At 64.6% G+C, this 19980-nt stretch carries 19 protein-coding genes; 6 read left to right on the top strand and 13 right to left on the bottom strand.

Annotated elements, in window-relative coordinates:
• Positions 1-92: 92 nt before the first annotated feature.
• Entirely contained in the window at positions 93-1523 is a 1431-nt protein-coding gene (locus MUN23_RS02615) for a PhoH family protein (protein WP_248761967.1), read from the top strand.
• Positions 1524-1842: 319 nt separating this feature from the next.
• Here the strand turns inward: MUN23_RS02615 and MUN23_RS02610 are convergent, their stop codons facing one another.
• Together MUN23_RS02610 and MUN23_RS02605 are read right to left on the bottom strand one after the other, a co-directional pair.
• On the bottom strand, positions 1843-2490 hold the full coding sequence (locus tag MUN23_RS02610) for a GNAT family N-acetyltransferase (RefSeq protein WP_248761965.1): 648 nt from the start codon (positions 2488-2490) through the stop codon (positions 1843-1845).
• A 72-nt stretch (positions 2491-2562) separates the two neighbouring features.
• Positions 2563-3357 carry a hypothetical protein gene (locus tag MUN23_RS02605; protein WP_248761963.1) on the bottom strand — a complete coding sequence of 265 codons (795 nt, stop codon included), beginning with the start codon at positions 3355-3357 and terminating at the stop codon, positions 2563-2565.
• A 59-nt stretch (positions 3358-3416) separates the two neighbouring features.
• On the opposite strand from MUN23_RS02605, the gene MUN23_RS02600 reads away from it, so the two are divergent.
• Entirely contained in the window at positions 3417-3974 is a 558-nt protein-coding gene (locus MUN23_RS02600) for an A24 family peptidase (protein WP_058929652.1), read from the top strand.
• A 147-nt stretch (positions 3975-4121) separates the two neighbouring features.
• Here MUN23_RS02600 and MUN23_RS02595 read toward each other — a convergent pair whose 3' ends face one another.
• From MUN23_RS02595 to MUN23_RS02575, 5 genes are all read right to left on the bottom strand, one after another.
• On the bottom strand, positions 4122-5825 hold the full coding sequence (locus tag MUN23_RS02595; protein ID WP_248761961.1) for an MDR family MFS transporter: 1704 nt from the start codon (positions 5823-5825) through the stop codon (positions 4122-4124).
• Positions 5822-6487, bottom strand: a complete 666-nt coding sequence (locus tag MUN23_RS02590) for a TetR family transcriptional regulator (RefSeq protein WP_248761960.1) — start codon at positions 6485-6487, stop codon at positions 5822-5824. Before MUN23_RS02590 ends, MUN23_RS02595 begins: the two co-directional genes overlap by 4 nt.
• A 131-nt stretch (positions 6488-6618) precedes the next feature.
• Positions 6619-8040, bottom strand: coding sequence for a class II fumarate hydratase (locus MUN23_RS02585; RefSeq protein WP_248761959.1), 1422 nt, complete (start codon positions 8038-8040; stop codon positions 6619-6621).
• A gap of 76 nt (positions 8041-8116) precedes the next feature.
• The gene (locus MUN23_RS02580) at positions 8117-8731 is read right to left on the bottom strand and encodes a carbonic anhydrase (protein WP_058929648.1); all 615 of its coding nucleotides are present in this window, start codon (positions 8729-8731) and stop codon (positions 8117-8119) included.
• Positions 8732-8740: 9 nt separating this feature from the next.
• Positions 8741-9421, bottom strand: a complete 681-nt coding sequence (locus MUN23_RS02575; protein ID WP_248761958.1) for a DUF4245 domain-containing protein — start codon at positions 9419-9421, stop codon at positions 8741-8743.
• Positions 9422-9639: 218 nt separating this feature from the next.
• Between MUN23_RS02575 and glpX the strand changes: the two genes are divergently transcribed.
• Both glpX and MUN23_RS02565 read left to right on the top strand, forming a co-directional pair.
• On the top strand, positions 9640-10662 hold the full coding sequence (glpX, locus tag MUN23_RS02570) for a class II fructose-bisphosphatase (protein WP_181037131.1): 1023 nt from the start codon (positions 9640-9642) through the stop codon (positions 10660-10662).
• A 305-nt stretch (positions 10663-10967) separates the two neighbouring features.
• Positions 10968-11765: an endonuclease domain-containing protein gene (locus tag MUN23_RS02565; protein ID WP_248761957.1), complete on the top strand. Its 798-nt coding sequence runs from the start codon at positions 10968-10970 to the stop codon at positions 11763-11765.
• Between the two features lie 27 nt (positions 11766-11792).
• On the opposite strand, the gene MUN23_RS02560 is transcribed toward MUN23_RS02565, so the two are convergent.
• The 5 genes from MUN23_RS02560 to MUN23_RS02540 all read right to left on the bottom strand — a co-directional run bounded on the left by MUN23_RS02560 (position 11793) and on the right by MUN23_RS02540 (position 17472).
• Entirely contained in the window at positions 11793-12758 is a 966-nt protein-coding gene (locus tag MUN23_RS02560) for a peptidoglycan bridge formation glycyltransferase FemA/FemB family protein (RefSeq protein WP_248761956.1), read from the bottom strand.
• Between the two features lie 3 nt (positions 12759-12761).
• The gene (manA, locus tag MUN23_RS02555; protein ID WP_248761955.1) at positions 12762-14012 is read right to left on the bottom strand and encodes a mannose-6-phosphate isomerase, class I; all 1251 of its coding nucleotides are present in this window, start codon (positions 14010-14012) and stop codon (positions 12762-12764) included.
• A 79-nt stretch (positions 14013-14091) separates the two neighbouring features.
• A complete protein-coding gene (locus tag MUN23_RS02550) occupies positions 14092-15738 on the bottom strand; it encodes an LCP family protein (protein WP_248761954.1) in 1647 nt (548 codons plus the stop codon).
• Positions 15739-15748: 10 nt separating this feature from the next.
• Positions 15749-16327 carry a 5-(carboxyamino)imidazole ribonucleotide mutase gene (gene purE / locus MUN23_RS02545; protein WP_248761952.1) on the bottom strand — a complete coding sequence of 193 codons (579 nt, stop codon included), beginning with the start codon at positions 16325-16327 and terminating at the stop codon, positions 15749-15751.
• Positions 16324-17472 carry a 5-(carboxyamino)imidazole ribonucleotide synthase gene (locus MUN23_RS02540; protein WP_248763966.1) on the bottom strand — a complete coding sequence of 383 codons (1149 nt, stop codon included), beginning with the start codon at positions 17470-17472 and terminating at the stop codon, positions 16324-16326. Before MUN23_RS02540 ends, purE begins: the two co-directional genes overlap by 4 nt.
• Before the next feature lie 221 nt (positions 17473-17693).
• Here MUN23_RS02540 and MUN23_RS02535 point away from each other — a divergent pair, with 221 nt between their 5' ends.
• Positions 17694-18278, top strand: a complete 585-nt coding sequence (locus MUN23_RS02535; RefSeq protein ID WP_248761951.1) for a GtrA family protein — start codon at positions 17694-17696, stop codon at positions 18276-18278.
• A 19-nt stretch (positions 18279-18297) separates the two neighbouring features.
• Here the strand turns inward: MUN23_RS02535 and MUN23_RS02530 are convergent, their stop codons facing one another.
• Complete coding sequence (locus MUN23_RS02530) at positions 18298-18996, bottom strand: TIGR03089 family protein (RefSeq protein ID WP_248761950.1); 699 nt, start codon at positions 18994-18996, stop codon at positions 18298-18300.
• Positions 18997-19408: 412 nt separating this feature from the next.
• Here MUN23_RS02530 and MUN23_RS02525 point away from each other — a divergent pair, with 412 nt between their 5' ends.
• The gene (locus MUN23_RS02525; RefSeq protein ID WP_083510248.1) at positions 19409-19954 is read left to right on the top strand and encodes a WhiB family transcriptional regulator; all 546 of its coding nucleotides are present in this window, start codon (positions 19409-19411) and stop codon (positions 19952-19954) included.
• Positions 19955-19980: the final 26 nt, after the last annotated feature.

The following is a 19980-nucleotide window of genomic DNA, read 5'->3' as shown; positions in this document are numbered from 1 at the left end:
TTCGCACCGGTTGTATGGGAGGCCGGACCCGGCCTCCAGGCCGAGCCGCCTCACCAATAACAATTCCGGGCGTGCCCGGGGCTGGAGTCGATGTGGCTAATTCTGAACAACTGCCCGAAGCCGTTTTTGACCAGGGACAGAAAGCTACCTCTCGCGCCACGCGAGCCACCTCACAAACCGGTGCAGCAGACGAAACATCTGCGGCCGGTTTTGCTGTCTCCGGAAGGGACGCCACCATTAGCACGTTCGTCATTGACACCTCCGTCCTGCTCTCGGATCCACGGGCGCTGCTGCGCTTCGCCGAGCACGAAGTCATTGTTCCGATCGTTGTCATCACGGAACTTGAGGGGAAACGGCACGACCCCGAACTGGGCTACTTTGCCCGCAAGGCGCTCCGGCTGCTCGATGATCTCCGGGTGAAACACGGTGGCTTGAGCAAACCCATCCCCATCGGAAACGAGGGCGGCACCCTCCTGGTGGAGCTGAACCACATTTCCGCCGACGTGCTCCCCTTGGGTTTCCGCAGTGGCGACAACGACAGCCGCATCCTGGCTGTGGCCAAGAACCTGGCCAATGAAGGCCGGAACGTCACCGTGGTTTCGAAGGATCTCCCGATGCGGGTCAAGGCCTCCGCCATGGGACTCACTGCCGACGAATACCGCAACGAACTGGTCAAGGATTCGGGCTGGACCGGCGTGGCGGAGGTCGAGGCCAGTGAGGACGAAATTTCCACCCTGTACGGCCACGAGCCCGTCTTCATTCCCGCAGCCGCGGAAATGCCGGTCAACACCGGGCTGGTGATCCTCTCCAACCGGGGCTCAGCCCTGGGCCGGGTGGGCGCTGACAAGCAGGTGCGGCTGGTCAAGGGGGACCGGGACGTATTCGGGCTCCACGGACGATCGGCGGAACAGCGGCTCGCCATCGACATGCTGATGGATCCCGCCGTCGGAATCGTTTCGGTTGGCGGACGGGCCGGCACCGGCAAATCGGCGCTGGCCCTGTGTGCCGGCCTGGAAGCCGTGCTGGAACGCCGCGAGCACCGCAAGGTGATCGTATTCCGCCCGCTCTACGCCGTGGGTGGACAGGAACTTGGCTACCTGCCCGGCTCCGAGTCGGAAAAGATGAACCCCTGGGCCCAGGCGGTCTTTGACACGCTCGGCGCCCTGGTCAGCCAGGAGGTCGTGGAAGAAGTCATGGACCGCGGCATGCTCGAGGTCATGCCGCTGACCCACATCCGCGGCCGTTCCCTGCACGACGCCTTCGTGATCGTCGACGAGGCCCAGTCACTCGAGAAGAACGTCCTCCTCACCGTGATGAGCCGCATCGGCCAGAACTCCAAGATCGTCCTCACCCACGACGTCGCCCAGCGTGACAACCTGCGCGTCGGCCGGCACGACGGAATCGCCGCCGTCGTCGAAACCCTGAAAGGACACCCCCTCTTCGGCCACATCACCCTCACCCGCTCAGAAAGGTCACCCATCGCAGCCCTGGTAACAGAGCTCCTCGAGGGCGCCGAAATCTAGCCCTACGTTTCGGGTTCGCGAAGGGCCGTGGTTCCGTTCGTCGGGCCACGGCCCTTCTCCGTCGCTTAGACACCTCCCGCCGCTTTGCTACGGTCGCTGGGCGACCTTCGCGCCGCTTTGGTCGGCGATGCGCTCCTACGAGAAGGCCCGCGGCCCTCCTTGAACGGCGGTAACCGGCGCACACGTCAGGTGGGGGGTTCTTCGCGTAGGAGCGCATCGCGGCGCATCGGGCCCAGAGGTCGCTTAGCGACCGGCGGAGCCCCTGTGCGTCGTGTCTAAGCGACGGCGAAGGACCTCTACCTGGCGGACCCAACCACCCTCAGCCGACGCCGAGGTGCTTAGCTGCTGCTTCGTGGCCTTTGACGTCGAGGGTCCAGTCGGGGCGTTTGAATGTTGCGGGGGTGAGGCGCACTTTTTGGACTTCGACGGCCTTGCCGCCCCAGGATTGCCTGTTGGTACCGTTGAGTTCGTAGCCGAGGGAGCGGGACACGCCCAGGGAGGCGGCGTTCCAGGCGGCGGCTTCGGATTCGGCCACTTCGGCGCCGAGCCAGTCGAACGCGTAAAGCGCGACGGCGGCCCGCATCTCTGTGCCGAGCCCTTGGCCGTGGAGAGAATGCTTGAGCCAGGATCCAGTGCTGACGGTTTTGAGGGTGGCAAAGTCCTTGGCGCCGATGTCCTGGCAGCCGATGAATTCGTCCTGGTACCAGATGCCCAGGAGTAGGGTCCAGTCCTCGGGTGTGGACTGGCCGCGGCAGCGCCAGTACCACTGCGCCATGTTGTGCCCTAATGCTTCCGCCGGCAGTTCCGTCCATGGAGTGCTGAAGGGGCTCAATCCAGGTTCGTGGACTCCGCTGGCGGCCGCTGCAACTGCGGCGGGAATATCGGCGTCGGTTATGGGACGCAGCACCAGTCGGGGAGTGGTCAGCTTGAGGCCAAAGAGGGGCCAGATGGAAGTCAGCGCGGTCATCAGGGAAGCCTAGCCCAGGGCGGGCCACGGGAGTCTGTCAAACGCCGGTGATGCCTGGAGCAGGAACTGTGATCAGGCGCGGATGTCCCAGCTGATGTGGCGGCGGACGTCCGTAAGGTTCATGGACTCGGCCACGAACAGGTCGTCCAGCATGTATTCGTCCACCGCGAGGATCCGGATCCAGTGCCCGTAATCCGGGGTTGCCGCTTCCATTGACTGGCTGGCTACGCAGACGCCGGTTTCCAGGTCGATCCGCACCCGGTTGCTGCCGGGCAGGCAGAGCGGAGCGGCAGGTTCCGCGGGCCGGTAGGACGCGGAAGGCGTCACGGTTGCCTCCAGCGCCGGCCGGCCATCGTGTTCGGCGCGGCGAACGGCGTCGACGTCCACGGCGTTGGTTCCCGGGAACTCGATGGGGACCGGTGCGTTCCCGGCCAGTTCCACGGGATCGAGGGCAGCCGAGAAACGGCCGTTCCCGAACCCTGGTTCGCCGTATGCTGCCTCCGGCCGGCGCCTGACCAGGCCGCCGTCGTCGTAAACGGGCGCTACGAGGTGGGGCGGCAGCAGCCAGGACTTCCGGGTGGCGCTGACGTACAACCCGTCCTTGGAATCGTTGATGCCGGTGGTGCTGTGGAGGACAAGCCGGTCGGCGGTTTCCAGGCGCAGCGCCCCGGGCCGGCGCAGCCAGGCGCGGACCAGGGGAGCGGCCGGGTCGGGGACGTCGGAAAACGGTTCATCCCAGTATTCAAAGCGCAGTGACTGCCATTTCCAGGGGGAAGACCGGCAAAGGTTCCGGAACATGGTGCTCAGGTCTGCAGCGGCGGCGCTGCCCTCCGGATCCGGCCGGCGCCTGGTGTCCCATGTCGACATATCCACAGTTTACGCGTGGGCTCTGCGGGGCGGCGCGCGAATCCAGTAGCATCCGAGGGGTGATCCGACGACTCGATGGACTGTGGGACGCCACCCCGCTGGCGTTCTGGCTGGTGCTGGCCGCATGTGCCTACTTTTTGGTTATGGCGGCCCGGCTGACGGTGATTGACGTTCGCCACCATCTGCTGCCCAACCGGATTGTTTTCCCGTCCTACGGTGTGGCGGGGGTCCTGTTGCTCGCGGCGGCCTTGGTGCACGTGATCGCCGGTCCTGCCGCGCTCGTGGGGTCACCCGACGGGGCCGCCGAGCTCCTGGGGATCCCGGCGCTGCGCATCCTGGCGGGGGGAGCGGTCCTGTGGGCTTTCTATTTTGTCCTGCGGATGGTTTACCCGCCCGGCATGGGCTTTGGCGACGTGAAGCTGGCCGGCGTCCTGGGGATGTACCTTGGCTATCTCGGCTGGGGGCACGTTTTTGCCGGGACATTCGCAGCTTTCCTGCTGGGAGGCCTCTGGTCCATGGCCCTGCTGGCGGCCCGCCGCGGCACGTTGAAGTCTTCCATCCCGTTCGGCCCGTTTATGCTCGCCGGCGCCACTGCCGCCATGCTGCTGCCCGCCTAGACGCTTCAGCGCGAGAGGACGCTTGCGGCCCCGGTCCGCAGGCGCGACGAAAACAACAGGGGCGCCGTAACCCCCAAGATCGCGGCGCCCCTGCAGGCTTTGTTACTGCGGCTTCCGCCGTTATGGCTTACAGCCGTACGACGCCGGTCAGCGGCGCTGGGAGACCAGCTCGCCGTCGTCGTCCTTCAGGCTGTCCGCGGGGTCAGGGACGGCGGCGGGCTCCTTCTCCGTGCCGTCGTTCAGCAGGGCCAGGTGCTCTGCTTCCAGGCGTTCTGCTTCCTCGCCGCCGATGGCCTCGCCCCGGGCCACCATGCCGGCGGTGTCCGAGAGCGGGATCTGCTTCAGGGTGATGGCCAGGATCAGCGCGAGGGCGATGAACGGCACCAGATACCAGAAGACCGGGGCGAGGGAGTCCGCGTAGGCGTTCACGATTGCGTCGCGCAGCTGGTCCGGCAACTGGCTCAATGCCTGCGGGTCCAGGGTGCTGGTGGACTGCGAGGCCTGCTCCGCGGACGCTCCGGCGCCGGTGAACGCGCTGGTCAGTGACTCGGAGAGCCGGTTGGTGAAAATCGCGCCGAACACTGCCACGCCCAGGGACGCGCCGACTTCGCGGAAGTAGTTGTTGGTGCTGGTTGCTGTGCCGATCTGATCGGCGGGAACGGAATTCTGCACCACCAGGACGATGACCTGCATGATCGAACCCAGGCCTGCGCCGAACACGAACAGCTGGACGCAGATGACCCAGATGGGGGTTTCGGCGGTCAGGGTGGTGAGCCACAGCATCGCCGCGATGGTCAGGGAGGCACCGAGGATGGGGAACATCTTGTACTTGCCGGTCTTGGAGATCCGGATCCCCGAATAGATTGCCATGCCCATGAGGCCCACCATCATGGGCAGCATCAGGAGCCCGGATTCAGCCGCAGAGGTCCCGGAGGACATCTGCAGGAACGTGGGGACGAAGGCGATGGCGGCGAACATGCCCAGGCCCAGGGTAAAACCGATGGCCGTGGCGTTGACGAAGATCCGGTTTTTGAACAGGCTGAGCGGGATGATGGGATCCTCCGCGCGGCGCTCCACCATAACGAAAGCCGCGGCGGAGATGAGCATTCCGGCGCCGAACGCCCATGTCAGCGGTGAATCCCAGCCCTCATCCTTCTTGCCGCCGAAGTCGGTGAAGAAGATCAGGCAGGTGGTGGCTGCGGACAGCAGGATCACGCCCAGGATATCGATCCGCTTTTCGGCCTTCTTGTTGGGCAGTGTCAGCGTGAACCAGGCGGTGAGGAAGGCGGCGATGCCGATGGGGATGTTGATGTAGAAGACCCATTCCCACGTCATGTGGTCCACGAAGAATCCGCCGAGCAGCGGACCGGCCACGGCGGAAAGACCGAAGATGGCGCCCAGGGGACCCATGTACTTGCCGCGGTCCTTCGCCGGGACGATGTCCGCGATGATTGCCTGCGAGAGGATCATCAGTCCGCCGCCGCCCAGGCCCTGGATGGCGCGGAAGATGACAAAGCCCCAGAAATCGGTGGCCAGGGCGCAGCCCACTGAGGCGAGGGTAAACAGGGCGATGGCCACAAGGAACAGGTTCCGGCGGCCCAGGACGTCACCGAACTTGCCGTAGATCGGCATCACGATGGTGGTGGCCAGCAGGTAGGCGGTGGTGATCCAGGCCTGGTGCTCCACACCGCCGAGTTTGCCCACGATGGTGGGCATGGCCGTGGAGACGATGGTCTGGTCGAGGCTGGACAGCAGCATTCCTGCAATAAGCGCCGAAAAGATGATCCAGATGCGTTTCTGGGTCAGCAGCAGCGGGCCGGCTGCTGCCTTGGGGCTGGCAGTGGTGCTCATGAGTGTCCTTCTGCGGGTACGGGTTCGTCGAAGTGTTGGGAGAAAAGTTGGCGGGCGGCTGCGATGTTTTCGAGCAGCAGCTCCTGGTAGGGGCGTGTGTTGCCCTCGGAGAAATAGGCCATGCTGCTCTTCCTGGCGATGTTTCCGAGCAGGGCAACGGCCATCTGGACCACGGGATGGTCCGGCGAAACGCCCTCGCGGGCGGCGAGGACACGGGCGAACTCCGCCTCGCGTTCCTCGGTGGCGCCGATGATGCGGAGCATCAGCTGGGGTTCCTTCTTGATCACGCCGATCAGCTGACGGGTCTCTTCTTCGGAGGCGGCCATGTTTTCGGACAGTTTCAGGGAGAGCCCGATCAGGTCCTGGAAAAGGGTCGCGGAGATCTCCCCGGACGGGGATGACGCGCCGCCGGCAATGAACCCCTCGATGACATCCCGGGGTATTTCGTCGTCCACATGGCCGAGGATGGCGTCTTCCTTGGTGGGGAAGTAGTTGAAGAACGTGCGGCGCGAGATCTCTGCCAGCTCGCAGACTTCCTCCACGGTGTAGCCGTTCAGGCCGCGCTCCGCTGTCAGTTTCCGGGCGACGCCGGTGATCGAGGCCCGAGTGGCGGCGCGCTTGCGCTCGCGGAGACCGCCTTCATTTTCTGCACTATCATTCACAAAGTAAAGTTTTGCACTCAATTGACAATAGTGCAAACTTTGGCTTTGTCTGCTGAGGGAACGACGGCGGCCGCCCACCCTCGTGATGAATGTGAGCGGCCGCCGTCGTACTTCTGGGAAGCGGTGGGGACCTATGCCTTGTGCGGCGGGCGCGTCATGGACATAACGTCCAGGGCGGTGTCCAGCTGCTCTTCGGTGACCTCGCCGCGTTCGAGGAAGCCCATGGCGATGACGGTTTCGCGGATGGTGAGGCCCTCGGCCACGGCCTTCTTGGCGATCTTCGCCGCGTTTTCGTAGCCGATGTACTTGTTTAGCGGGGTGACGATGGAGGGGGAGGCCTCGGCGAGGAAGCGGGCGCGTTCCACGTTCGCGGTGATGCCGTCGATCATCTTGTCCGCCATGACCCGGCTGGTGTTGGCCAGCAGGCGGATGGACTCGAGCAGGTTCGCGGCCATCACGGGGATGCCGACGTTGAGCTCAAACGCGCCGTTGGTGCCGGACCAGGCGATGGCGGTGTCGTTGCCGATGACCTGGGCGCAGACCATGATGGACGCCTCGCAGATGACGGGGTTGACCTTGCCCGGCATGATCGAGGAGCCCGGCTGCAGGTCCGGGATGGCGATTTCGCCGAGGCCGGTGTTGGGGCCGGAGCCCATCCAGCGGAGGTCATTGTTGATCTTCATGAAGGAGATCGCGATGTTGCGCAGCTGGCTGGAGCCTTCGATGAGGCCGTCGCGGTTGGCCTGGGCCTCGAAGTGGTCGCGGGCCTCGGTCAGCGGCAGGCCGGTGTCCGTGGCGAGCAGTTCGATGACGCGTTCCGGGAAGCCGGCCGGGGTGTTGATGCCGGTGCCCACCGCGGTGCCGCCGAGCGGAACTTCTGCAACACGGGGGAGGGCGGCGTTGATGCGCTCGATGCCGTAGCGGACCTGGGCTGCGTAGCCGCCGAACTCCTGTCCGAGCGTCACCGGGGTGGCGTCCATGAGGTGGGTGCGGCCGGACTTGACGACGTCCTTGAACTCCACGGCCTTGCGCTCCAGCGACTCGGCCAGGTAGCCGAGAGCCGGGATGAGGTCGTTGATCAGGGCCGAGGTGGCGGCGACGTGGACCGAGGTGGGGAAGACGTCGTTGGAGGACTGCGAGGCGTTGACGTGGTCGTTCGGGTGGACAACTTTGTCACTCCCGGCGGCTTTGAGGGCACGCGTGGCCAGCTCGGCGATGACCTCGTTCATGTTCATGTTCGAGGACGTGCCGGAACCGGTCTGGAAGACGTCGATGGGGAAGTCGCCGTCGTACTTGCCGGCAGCTACCTCATCGGCAGCCGCAGCGATCGCCTTGGCCAGCTCGCCGTCGAGCACCCCAAGTTCTGCGTTGGCCTGCGCGGCAGCCTTCTTGACCCGGGCCAGCGCCTCGATGTGCGCGCGTTCCAGGGTCTTGCCGGAGATGGGGAAGTTTTCAACTGCACGCTGCGTCTGTGCACGGTACAGGGCGTTCACGGGGACGCGGACTTCGCCCATCGTGTCGTGTTCAATGCGGAATTCTTCAGTGGAAGTCATGGGGCTAGCTTAGGGCGATCCGGGGTCCGGACTAAAACCGTGAACCGCATGCTACGGGCACTGATCCGGGCTGGGCCTAGACCTCGCCAATCCCGGAAACCACGTTGGCGCGGCCCTCGGCCAGGCTGTAGGAGAGGCCGATCACCGCGGCACGGCCGTCCTCGATTGCGGCCGAAATTACACGGGAGCTGTCCACCAGGCGCTTGGACGTCTGCTTGACGTGCTCCACCACCATGTCGTTGATCTCGTGCTCGCCGTTCCGCATGGACGTCAAGACAGAAGGCGTGATGCGCTCCACCAGGTCCCGCATAAAGCCCACAGGCATGTTGCCGGTGTCCACCGCGGACTTGGTGGCACTGACGGCGCCGCAGCTGTCATGCCCCAGCACCACGATCAGCGGCACCCCCAGCACACTGATGCTGTACTCGAGGGAGCCCAGGACGGCGTCGTCAATCACCTGGCCGGCGGTGCGCACAACGAAGGCGTCCCCCAGGCCGAGGTCAAAGATTATCTCCGCGGCGAGCCGGGAGTCCGAGCAGCCGAAGATCACGGCAAACGGGTGTTGGTTTTCCACCAGCGACGACCGGCGGGACGCGTCCTGGTTCGGGTGGGACGATTCGCCGGCAACAAAGCGTTCGTTGCCTTCGCGCATGCGGCGCCAGGCAAGGGCGGGGGTCAGGTAGGTAGCCACAGGCTTACTTTACGGGGCGGCGCTGGCTGACGGTGAAACTGTGACGGCCGGGTTGGCGTCCATGGACCGCACGACGGCGGTGGCGAGTTCGGCGAACTCGTCCAGCTGAGCGCTTCCCGTCAGGACAACGGTGGTTCCGCGGTAATTCAGCACCATGCTCTTCTCGCCTTTGCCGGTGTCACGCAGCTCCCAGTCCTGTCCGCCCGCCGCACGCGTTCCCGTCACGGGAGCGCTCTTCGTCTGCTGGACGAGCCAGGTGGGGTTGGACTGGCGGGTCTGGACCAGGCCGATGAAGGACTCGTTCGGCGTCAGGTAGCCAACTTCCCACGTGGGAACGCCGCTGCCGCTGCCCGACTCCCATCGGGCGTAGTTGGACGTGAACGACTTGCCGGCGTCCGGTGTTACGGGTGTGAATCCCGCCACATCCGTGGCGTTCCGGGCCACTGCGCCGACGTCGATGTTCGGGCGGAATCCGTCGCTCTTGGGGAGGGGGTTCATCAGGATGATGGGCAGGAAGGCGGCGATGCTGACCACCAGGGCAACGATCATGCCGATCACGGAGGCATTGGCACGCTTCGCCGCGGCGGCCGGGATTACTGGGCGGACAGGGGCTGCGTCGGGCGTGCCGGCGCTGCTGCCTTTAGCTCCGGAGTCGGAGGGGTCGGGCCCGGGGCTGGTTTTTTCCTGCATTTCACTCACCCCTCTATAGTCGCCCATGTTTACGCGCAACTCACAGCCGGGGGAGTGGGGAGGCTCAAGGTCCATGTTGCAGGGGGACGTCATGCCACGCCCCGAAGGCTCCGCCACGACTATGATCAGTACCAGAGGAATCACCGCACCGGCTGAATCCGGCCGAGCGGGTCCAATGATCGCCACTCGAAGAAGAGGTTCACGTGTCACCAGCGCCTATGACCCAGCAGTACTCCACGATTTCCCCCTCCCTTGCCGTGGGCATCGACGAGCCAGACCGCAACCTCGCCCTTGAACTTGTCCGCGTCACCGAAGCCGCGGCCATCGCCGGCGGCCACTGGGTTGGCTTCGGCGACAAGAACAAAGCCGACGGCGCGGCCGTTGACGCCATGCGCTCCTTCCTTCACACGGTCCACTTCAACGGCGTTGTGGTCATCGGCGAAGGCGAAAAAGACGAAGCCCCCATGCTGTTCAACGGCGAACATGTTGGCGACGGTACTGGTCCTGAGTGCGACGTTGCCGTGGACCCCATCGACGGCACCCGCCTGACCGCCCTCGGCATCAACAACGCTCTGGCAGTCCTCGCCGTTGCTGAGCGCGGCTCCATGTTCGATCCGTCCGCCGTGTTCTACATGGAGAAGCTCGTCACCGGCCCGGAAGCCGCCGACATGGTGGACCTCCGCCTGCCGGTCAAGCAGAACCTGCACCTGATCGCCAAGGCGAAGGGCGTGAAGGTCAACCAGCTCAACGTTATGATCCTTGACCGCGACCGCCACCGCCCCCTGGTCGAAGAGATCCGCGAAGCCGGCGCGCGCACCAAGTTCATCATGGACGGCGACGTTGCCGGCGCCATTGCCGCAGCCCGCTCCGGCACCGGCGTCGACGCCCTCATGGGCATCGGCGGCACGCCGGAAGGCATCGTTGCAGCCTGCGCCATCAAGTCGCTGGGCGGCGTTATCCAGGGCCGGCTGTGGCCCACCAGCGACGACGAGAAGCAGAAGGCGATCGACGCCGGCCACGACCTGGACCGCGTGCTGTCCACCAATGACCTCGTGTCCAGCGACAACTGCTACTTCGCTGCCACGGGCATCACCGACGGAGACCTCCTCAAGGGCGTCCGCTACTCCAAGGACAAGGTCCTCACGCAGTCCATCGTGATGCGTTCCAAGTCCGGCACCATCCGCTTTGTTGACGGCGAGCACCAGGCCAGCAAGTGGGAAGGCTACGCCCGCAAGAACTAGCAGGTTCTTCACCCCGCGTACTCCTGCGCGAACGGACAGCTAATACCCTCAAATCCCAGATTTAGCGGCATTAGCTGCCAGTTCGCGCTTAAAGACCAAACTCATCCTGTGGATAACGGAAATCGGCGGGACGAATCGGGCAACACTAAAGCATGTCCCGGATTCCGATGCCTCCCCAGCTCCCACATGGATCATTTCTTGTTGCCGATGCAGAGGCCTTGGGCCTCACTCGGCGACAGTTGAGCAGGGAGGGCATCTTCACGCCCTCGCGCGGCATCAGAGTCCCGCTACTCAGCAATGGCAGTGTGTCAGAAAACGTCCGGGCCTACACTCGGCTCGACCCCAGGTGCGTCCTGACGCACTGCACCGCTGCGCGGATCTGCGGTATTTGCCTTCCCGCCTGGTTGGAGCAGGACTGGAAGATCCACGTAGCCCGCCCCGCCGACGGTTGCAAACCGCGCCGCCGGAGTGTTGTCGGACACCAGCTATCGTTCAAGCCGGGCGAGGTTATATCGTTCGACGGCGTTCGGCTCACCTCGCCGGCCCGCACGTGGCTGGACCTTGCAGCGAGCCTGAATCTCAACGAGCTCGTTGCGGCCGGTGACTCCATCGTCGTCAGCCACGGCGAGGACTTCCCGGTTCCGCGGAAACCCCTGGCAACAGTTGCCGATCTGAAAGAGATTGTGGGCCAACATCCGGGAATGAGAGGTGTGAAAGTCGCACGGCTGGCACTTGACCTGATTCGGGTTGGGTCGGACTCGGGCCCCGAGACTATGCTGCGGCTGGCACTGGTGCAGGCAGGGCTTCCCGAACCAGCACTGAATGTTGTGCTCCGCAACGGGCTGGGCCACCCTGTGGTCTGGCCGGACGCGGCCTATCCGGACCAGCGGCTTGCGCTGCAGTACGATGGCGTCCACCACGGCGATCCTGACCAGTACCGGCGCGACATCAAACGGCAAAGGCTGACGGAAAGCCTGGGCTGGCGGGAACTCCGTGTGCAGCTGGGCGACTTGGAGGGGGAGCGGCCGTTCGTCGTCGAAAAGGTCAGGGCGATGCTCAGGGGTTCCTCCCCCCGAGCCCGCTGGGAACGAACTGGCAGCTAATGACGCCAAACAGCGAATTTGAGGGTGTTATCTGCCAGTTCGCGCGGAGGGGGAGCGGAGGGCGCGAAGCCTGTCGCGCAGCTTGCGGGCCAGCTGGTACGCGTTGTACCGGAGCTTTTGAACGGGGAGGTCCCAGGTGCCGGGGTACTCCACCTCGCGGCCGCCGAAGGACTTCTTGAACGCGGTGAATCCTGCCCATTTGTGGCTGGGCTGGTCCGCGGGCGCGACACCCCACAGGTCCACGTGTTTCAGGCCGCGTTCCTTGGCGTCTGCCATCAGGGTCACCAGGAGCGGGATGCCCGCACTGAGCTTGCGGTGAGTGTCATCCAAGGCTGCGTGGGCGTAGGTCCGTGTGTCCGCGGAATCGTAGGCCAAGGCCGCGGCGATCGGCTCGCCGTTCAGTTCGGCGATGAACATGGTGGCTGCGCCGGCGGGCATCAGGGAGGCTGCCACCTGGGTCAGGTACTCGTCGCTCTGCGGCTTGAAGCCGTTCCGCCGGGCCGTCATGTGCAGGAAGTCCAGCAGGATACTGATGTCGTCCGGGTCCTGCGACGCCCGGAACGTGACGCCCTTCTTGTGGATGTTCCGGTAGAGGTTCCTGTTCACGGGCTTCATCGCGGCGAGGACATCCTTGAAGTCACCATCGAGGTCCACGATCCAGCTGAGTTCAGGCTGCTGGTTCACGGGTGCCGGCTGCAAGCCGCGCCGGCTGAGCTCCGTGGCGGCCGGCATCTCAAGCCCGGCGGACACCGGCTCAATCCGGACAAACACAGCGCCGCACGATCTGGCCGTTGCCACCAGTGCCGCCAGGGCGCCGTCGAACGCCTCCGCGGAGGATGCCACCGGCCCATAGGGGGCGTAGAGGACCATTCCGGCCGGGTTTTTCTCCTCGACGGCCAGGAAGCTCCAGCCCGGGCCGGACTGCTGATGGACTGTGCGGCCCAGCGACGACTGGACATCCGCCCAGGCAGGCGTCTGCAGGAAGAATTCCACGGCTCAGGCCTTCAGCGAGGTGGTCACGGCGAAGGCAACGGCCGGTGATTCCGCCCCTGCCACCGGGTGGACGTTCACTGGTGCTTCTGCGGCAGGCAGGAAAGCGCTGCCACCGCGCGTCAGATGCAGGTCGCCCTTGGGCGAATCGAGATACACCGTTCCGGCAACAACAATAACGACGGCGGCGCCCGCCTGGGCCAGAGGAACCGGCTCTGCGCCGGGTGCCAGTTCGATCCGCTGAAGCTGGAACTCCCGGAAGGGAGGCGTGTAGAGCTCCTGGCCCAGGCCGGAGAATTCCGGCGTGAGCATGGGGACTGCCACGGGCTGGAATTCGATGGTCCGCAGGAGTTCGGGCACATCGACGTATTTCGGCGTCAGCCCGCCGCGGAGCACGTTGTCAGAGGACGCCATGACTTCGACACCCAGGCCGTGCAGGTAGGCGTGCACGTTGCCTGCGGGGAGGTAGACGGCCTCGCCGGGGGCCAGCGAAACCCTGTTCAGCAACAGTGAAATCAGCACACCGGGGTCACCCGGGTACTTCTCGTTGAGGCTGATGACTGTGGACAGTTCCGCGTTGAACGGTTCCAGCGGAGCGCCGGAGATCAGGGCGGCCGCCACCCTCGATGTGGTGTGGGAGACGTCTTCGCCGCCCCTGATCAGCCGCTCGAAGGCACTCCTGAGTCCCGCGCCCTCGTCCGGGTTGTCCAGCACTTCGAGGAGCTCCACCAGCAGCGGCGGGATCCCGGCTTCCACCCGGTCGAAGCAGGCGGCAATATGGAGCAGAATTTTCCGGGTTGCAGCTGTCGATCGGAACCCGCACAAGGCCTCGAACGGCGTCAGCGCGAAGATCATTTCGGGCTTGTGGTTGTCATCGCGGTAGTTGCGGTGCGCGGCATCGGGCGCAATGCCGTCAGCATTCTCCCGGGCGAATCCCGCTTTGGCCTGTTCGATGCTGGGATGGACCTGGAGGGACAACGGCAGCGCGGCAGCAAGGATCTTGGTCAGGAACGGGAGCCGCGGGCCAAATTCGGCCACAGATTCGCTGCCCAGGAAATGTTCCGGATCTTCGGCAATCAAGGCATCGAGCGGTGCCACGGAGCCGTCCGCCCGGCGGGCCATGGACGGGGCGCCGGGGTGGGCACCGATCCAGAGTTCGGCTTCCGGACGTCCTGACTCGGGGCGTCCCAGCAGTCCGGCGATGGCCGTGGTGGATCCCCAGGCGTAGTCGCGGAGGACGTTCTCAATTTCGTACACGGCCGGTGTCCATTCTTGGTTCTCGGTTCGGTGGTTCTCTGCAGTCAGGGTTCTCTGCAGTCAGGACGGCAGCTGGAGCCTACTGCGGGGCACATTGTCCGTTGGTGGCCACGAGTTGGCGGATAGCTTCCTCGTTACCCTCGCGCTTGAGCTGGTTCAGCAGCTCCTCGGTGATCGGTTCGCCGTCGGGCGTTGTAGTCACGGGCGTGAAGTCCGACGACGGGGGTGGGGTTTGCTGCGCGGTCCAGCCGGCTGGAAGGCCAGCAGCCGGCCACAGTGGCGAGGACGCCTGCAGGCCTCCGCCGACGCTTGATGCCTGCACCATGCCGTCAACGGGTGCGGCAGCCTGTGGGCCCGAGGCTGATGCCAGCAGCTGGTCCACCTTGGCGTGGATGATGTCAAAGTCAGGCACCGTGGAGAAGGACGCGTCGAAGTCGGGCGGGCCGATGGTGAGCCGCTTGACCTCCTGCCCCTTGGCCTTCGTGGCGAGATCCACAAAACTGCCGAGCTGGGACGAGGAAATGTTGGACTCCACAACCTTGGTGCCTGCGCTGGCGATGTCCTCGAATTTGGACAGCAGCGTGGCAGGGTCCAGCTGCTTCAACATGGCCTGCTGGACACACTGCTGACGCTGGATCCGGGAATAGTCGTCGACGTATTCGCGGGACCTGCCGTACCAAAGGGCATGCTCGCCATCGAGTGTTTGTTCACCGGCAGGAATCCAGCCCAATGGCATGCCATGGGTGCGGGTAGCCTCGTCGAAGAAACCGCTCATCGGAACCCAGCCGCCGGCCTTGATTTTGATGCCGCCCATCGCGTCAATGAGTTTGGCGAAGCCCGCCATATCCACCAGGACGTAGGCCTGGACAGTAATGCCCAGCGTTCCTGAGACTGCTTCGAGAGTCGCCTGCGCACCGGGGTCGTCTGCACCCGGGTAGAGGTCGGCGTAGTCATTCGTCACTTCGGTGTTGATGGCGTTGATGAGGCACGCGTCGCCGCAGTCGTAGCCGTCAGGATAGATCTCGCGCATGGGCGAGCCTTCGCTGAACTGGGCGTTCTGCAGGTTGCGCGGCACTGAGATGATGGCCGTCTGACCGGTCTTGGCGTCCACGCTCAGCACGGAGAGGCTGTCCGGGCGCCTGCCGGTGCGGTCGTCGCCGGCGTCACCGCCCATCATCAGGAAGTTATAGCGGCCCTCCACAGGATCGATCGACGGACCGGCCGAGAAGATATTGCCAATGGCGTTACGCCCCACGTTCAGCAGGTAGGCGGCGTAACCCAGTGTTCCGCTGCTCAGGACCAGTGCAAGTACCAGGGAAATAACGACGGCGGGACGCGCCGCCGGTGCCAGCAGAACGGGGCGGATCAGCCGGAGTGTGTTGACGAACAGGAACGCCCATCCGAGCGCCAGTGCCACCAGGACCAGGATGATCACCAGCGAGGCAAACTGATTGGTGAGGATGTTGATCAGGAGCGACCGGTTCACTGCCAGCAGCAGCAGGGTGACCGCCAGCAAAGCCCAGGCGCTGAGGGTGACGCGCAGGGCAATGCGGCCGAGCTTGCGGTCGCCGGCCACAATTTGGGCGCTGCCGGGCACCAGGAGGGTCATCAGAACCAGGGCGAAGCCCCGTTTGGTCCGGACTGGCACGGAGGCGCTGGACGGATACCGGACGGGATCAGTCATGACTGTGCTGGGTGCTGGCTGCTGCGGTTCGCTTCTGGACATGTCGGGTTCCTTAACGGCTGCCCCGGAGAACACCATTGCCGTCGGCGAAGACTTCGCTGACTTTTTGCCTGAGGTTGGCTCCCTTGCGGGTGGCGACGTCGTTGAGTTCCTGGGCGAAGTCCACGAGGTCGGCGCGGAGCGAGGCTGCCAGCTCGTCCGTTCCCGAAGCGAGGATCCGGACTGCCAGCAGGCCTGCGTTCCGGGCACCGGCAATGGACACGGTGGCTACGGGAACGCCGGCCGGCATTTGCACGATGGAGAGGAGGGAATCCATGCCGTCCAGGGTCTTCAGCGGGACCGGGACGCCAATAACGGGCAAGGGAGTCACGCTTGCCAGCATGCCGGGAAGGTGGGCAGCTCCGCCGGCGCCCGCGATGATGACCCGGAGCCCGCGTTCGTGGGCGGTCTGGCCGTACCGGATCATTTCGGTGGGCATCCGGTGTGCGGAGACCACATCGGCTTCAAAGGGGATGCCGAACTCAGCCAATGCCTCCGCGGCGGCCTCCATGACCGGCCAATCCGAGTCTGAGCCCATGACCAGCCCAACGATGGGACGGGGGACGGTGCCGGTGGCGGTTTCGGTGGTCATGCGTTCTCCTCGGAAATCCGTGCTGATTCTTCGGTGGGAACCCGGCCGTCGCGGATGATGGCCGCCACCCGGGTTGCGCGTTGCCGGACCGAGTCCACATCATCCGTGGAGGTCCCTACGAGGTTGACATGGCCAATCTTGCGTCCCGGACGCACTGATTTTCCGTAGCAGTGGACCTTGGCGGCCGGCTCGCTGGCGAGGGCGGCCGGGTAGGCGGAAAACAGATCCTGGTTGTCGCCGCCCAGGAAGTTTTTCATGACCACTACCGGGCCCAGGATGTCGGTGGCACCCAGCGGCAGGTCCAGGACCGCCCGCAGGTGCTGCTCAAACTGGCTGGTAACCGAACCGTCCTGGGTCCAGTGGCCGGTGTTGTGGGGGCGCATCGCGAGTTCGTTGATCAGGAAGCCGACGCCGGAGCCCGGTGTTTCAAAGAGTTCCGCCGCCATGACTCCGGTGACGCCAAGTTCCGTGGCGACGCGCAGTGCCGCGTCTTCCGCGGCCGCGGCGACCTCGAGGGGGATGTCCAGGGCAGGGGCGATGACTTCGTCGCAGACGCCGTCCACCTGGATAGTGTGCACCACAGGCCAGGCTCTCGCTTCGCCGCCCGGGGTCCGCGCCACCAGCGCGGACAGTTCGCGGCTGAACTCAACTTTGGCTTCGGCGAGGAGCGGGCTCATGGCCTCGAACCACGGAGCAGCCTCTTCGGCGGCCTCGGCGGAGTCGATGATCCGCACGCCCTTTCCGTCGTAGCCGCCGCGGGGCATCTTGAGGACAACCGGCCAACCCGTTTCTTCGCCGAAGTCCACGAGCGCGGCGACGTCAGCGACAGCAGCCCAGATGGGGTTTGGGAGCCCAAGGCTGTCGATGGCAGCCCTCATCACCAGTTTGTCCTGGGCATTAACCAGGGCGTCCGGACCGGGCTGGACATTCACGCCAGCGGCCAAAAGCGCGCGGAGGTGGTCCGTGGGGACGTGTTCGTGGTCGAACGTCATAACATCCAGGCCGTCCGCGAAGTCGAGGAGAGTCTGGAGGTCCTTGTAGTCACCCACCGGTGAAGTGGACACAGCAGACACGGCTGAAACGTCCTCAGCCTCAGCCAGGACACGGAGTTCAAAGCCAAGGGCGGTAGCGGCCGGGGCCATCATGCGCGCGAGTTGGCCGCCGCCAACCACGCCGATTACTGGAAAAGTCACATATGCCAGCCTACAGAAAAGCTCACCGGATCCGGGCTTTGGGACGTCGAAGGGCACGCTTTTCGGGTATTTCCGCCATCACTCTTCACTCCGCGTGGGGCGGGTTCACCGATTTCGGGTCTAAAATAGACCTCTGGCCGTGTGGCCCAATGAACTGACGGCCATGGAGGGTCATGTTTAGCGCACTTGCAGATCGTATCCGGGGGCTCGCCTCGCTATTTTGGCGTGAAGTGGCCAAGTTCGGAGCCGTGGGCGGTGTGGCCTTCGTCATTGACTCGGCCATCTTCATCTGGCTGTTCACCGGACCGATGCACGGCAGCGAGGTCTGGGCCAAAGCGGTGGCAACCATCGTGGCAAGCATCTTCTCATGGGTTGCCAACCGTTACTGGACGTTCAGACACCGCAAGCAGGCCAACGTGGCCCGTGAGGCCGCGCTGTTCGCCGTCATGAACCTGGTGGGACTGCTGATCGCTTCAGGCTGCGTCTGGTTCGCGAAGTACATCCTGGACCTGAACGACAAGCCCTCGCTCTTTATTGCCGGCAGCGTCGTGGGCCTGGTCCTGGGCACCATCTTCCGCTTCTTCGCTTACCGCTTCTGGGTCTTCAACGAAGAACTGGATCAGGAGCCGGAGTTCTCCCACGACCACGAGCTCATCGAACGGCACCATCGTGAGAAGGCAGCTGCCGCTGCTGCCTTCGCCCAGCACGGGGAGCAGCCGGAGGCAGACTCACCGGAAAGCCGCCGGCAGCAGCCCTAACCCGGCCGGGCCGGGAAAGCTACTTGCCGTAGATGCGTTCCGCGGCCAGCAGCTTGTCCGTCAGCTCCACATCGGCGTGAGCCAGCACCACTGAACCACCGTTGTGCCACGCGCCGAGTGAGTTCGCCAGCGCCGGCTCCAGCCCTTCAGCGGCCGGGACCAGAAGCCTGACGCCTTCCTCATGCGGCGCCGCAAAACCAGTGATCAGGCTTTCGTGGATGTGCCGCTGGCCTCCGCCAGCCCGAATGGCACAGCCGGCCGCCGAAGGGTCCGTGTGCGCCATAAAGACGTCACCATGGGAGCGCACCTCGGCGGCGTAGTCGATGACTCCGGCAGGCAGGTCACCAGACCACCGCATCGCCAGGGCTGGCAGCGCGACGGCGATAATGGCGTCGTGCTTCCCCTCAACGGTTCCGGGCCTGTCGGTGACCAGTAGCTCCGCCTCCCCGCCGTCCAGGACTGTTTCCATGCCCAGCTGCCAGGCGGCCAGTGCCCAGATCATTGACTTCCAGTGGGCTGGCAGGTCAAGAGTCAGTCGCATGCCGGGCTCGGCGTCGAGTTCGTCCTGCAGCAGATTGCTGGTTTTTGCCACCCAGTTGTCCAGCACACGACCGGAGAGTTCCACGCGCTCGGAGTCCGGGCCGTACCAGGTCAGGCGGGGCGACGTGGCGTGGCCGGAACGCAGGGTGGTCATCAGATCTATCGCCGGGATGCTCATGGCTTTATCTTGTCACGGACCCAGTGGGGCGTCCTTGGCGGGGATGCCGCGCACCGAGTCCCCAAGGGTCCCAGTCGGGTCCGGCCGGGCTGTGATTTTACTCACAGGAGTTTGTCATCTTATTTGTCTAATTCGGGCTGCGCCAGTATTTTTGGCAGCTATTCAGCGGAAACGGGACCCTTTGGCCGCCGATGCAGACTGCCAGGCCTCCGGCGCGCCGGACCTTCGGAAAACTCCCGGGCGTGGCGTGACCGGGATTGGCCCGGAAAGTTGATTATTATCCGTCCACGGCTTGACTCCCCAGTAGTTACACGCGTGTAATTAGATATCGAAAGTCACTGCATAAATACGGACACGCAACCGAGTGTCCAGGTATTCAGGCAAGGGCTGCAACATTTTGGGGAGGGTCGCCGTGGGGCAAGCAGAGCGTATCCATGAAGATGCCGTCGTCGCCGGACTGGCAACGGCAAAATACCGCGCACGGGGGGTGCCGAGCGACTGGTACGTCGATCCCGCGGATCCCGACGCCGCGGACCGATACAACCGCAATACCAAAGACCCCCTCCAGGACCAGGCCACAGCCTTCCTGGCGGCGCACGAAGCACTCCTTGACGGCGGACACGACCAGGACGATGACGACCTGGATCCGCCCATGGAACTGCGCACCCCGGCACAGGGAACAAGTTCTCAGCCGGTGTGGATCGGACTGCCGTTCAGGCAGGACTTCGACGACGAAGGTGAACTCGGCTGGCAGACTGATGCATTGTGCGCGCAAACGGATCCGGAAGCCTTCTTCCCGGAGAAGGGCGGATCCACGCGCGACGCCAAGAAAGTCTGCGGTGCATGCAATGTGCGGTCGCAGTGCCTGGAATATGCGCTGGCAAACGACGAACGGTTTGGCATTTGGGGTGGCCTTTCCGAGCGTGAGCGCCGGCGGCTAAGGAAGCGAGCAATCTAATTCTTCAGGAAGTACATGTCACTGCC

This window comes from Pseudarthrobacter sp. SSS035 (assembly GCF_023273875.1).
In the GTDB taxonomy this organism is placed as follows: domain Bacteria; phylum Actinomycetota; class Actinomycetes; order Actinomycetales; family Micrococcaceae; genus Arthrobacter.
Note: the sequence above shows the minus strand (reverse complement) of the source record. Positions and strands in the feature narration are given on the sequence as shown.

Coding starts and splice junctions, on each gene's coding strand:
- MUN23_RS02535 (WP_248761951.1), top strand. CDS start 17,694: ATGTTTAGCGCACTTGCAGATCGTATCCGGGGGCTCGCCTCGCTATTT.
- MUN23_RS02530 (WP_248761950.1), bottom strand. CDS start 18,996: ATGAGCATCCCGGCGATAGATCTGATGACCACCCTGCGTTCCGGCCAC.
- MUN23_RS02605 (WP_248761963.1), bottom strand. CDS start 3,357: ATGTCGACATGGGACACCAGGCGCCGGCCGGATCCGGAGGGCAGCGCC.
- MUN23_RS02610 (WP_248761965.1), bottom strand. CDS start 2,490: ATGACCGCGCTGACTTCCATCTGGCCCCTCTTTGGCCTCAAGCTGACC.
- MUN23_RS02540 (WP_248763966.1), bottom strand. CDS start 17,472: ATGATGGCCCCGGCCGCTACCGCCCTTGGCTTTGAACTCCGTGTCCTG.
- MUN23_RS02595 (WP_248761961.1), bottom strand. CDS start 5,825: ATGAGCACCACTGCCAGCCCCAAGGCAGCAGCCGGCCCGCTGCTGCTG.
- MUN23_RS02550 (WP_248761954.1), bottom strand. CDS start 15,738: ATGTCCAGAAGCGAACCGCAGCAGCCAGCACCCAGCACAGTCATGACT.
- MUN23_RS02575 (WP_248761958.1), bottom strand. CDS start 9,421: ATGCAGGAAAAAACCAGCCCCGGGCCCGACCCCTCCGACTCCGGAGCT.
- glpX (WP_181037131.1), top strand. CDS start 9,640: ATGACCCAGCAGTACTCCACGATTTCCCCCTCCCTTGCCGTGGGCATC.
- MUN23_RS02585 (WP_248761959.1), bottom strand. CDS start 8,040: ATGACTTCCACTGAAGAATTCCGCATTGAACACGACACGATGGGCGAA.
- purE (WP_248761952.1), bottom strand. CDS start 16,327: ATGACCACCGAAACCGCCACCGGCACCGTCCCCCGTCCCATCGTTGGG.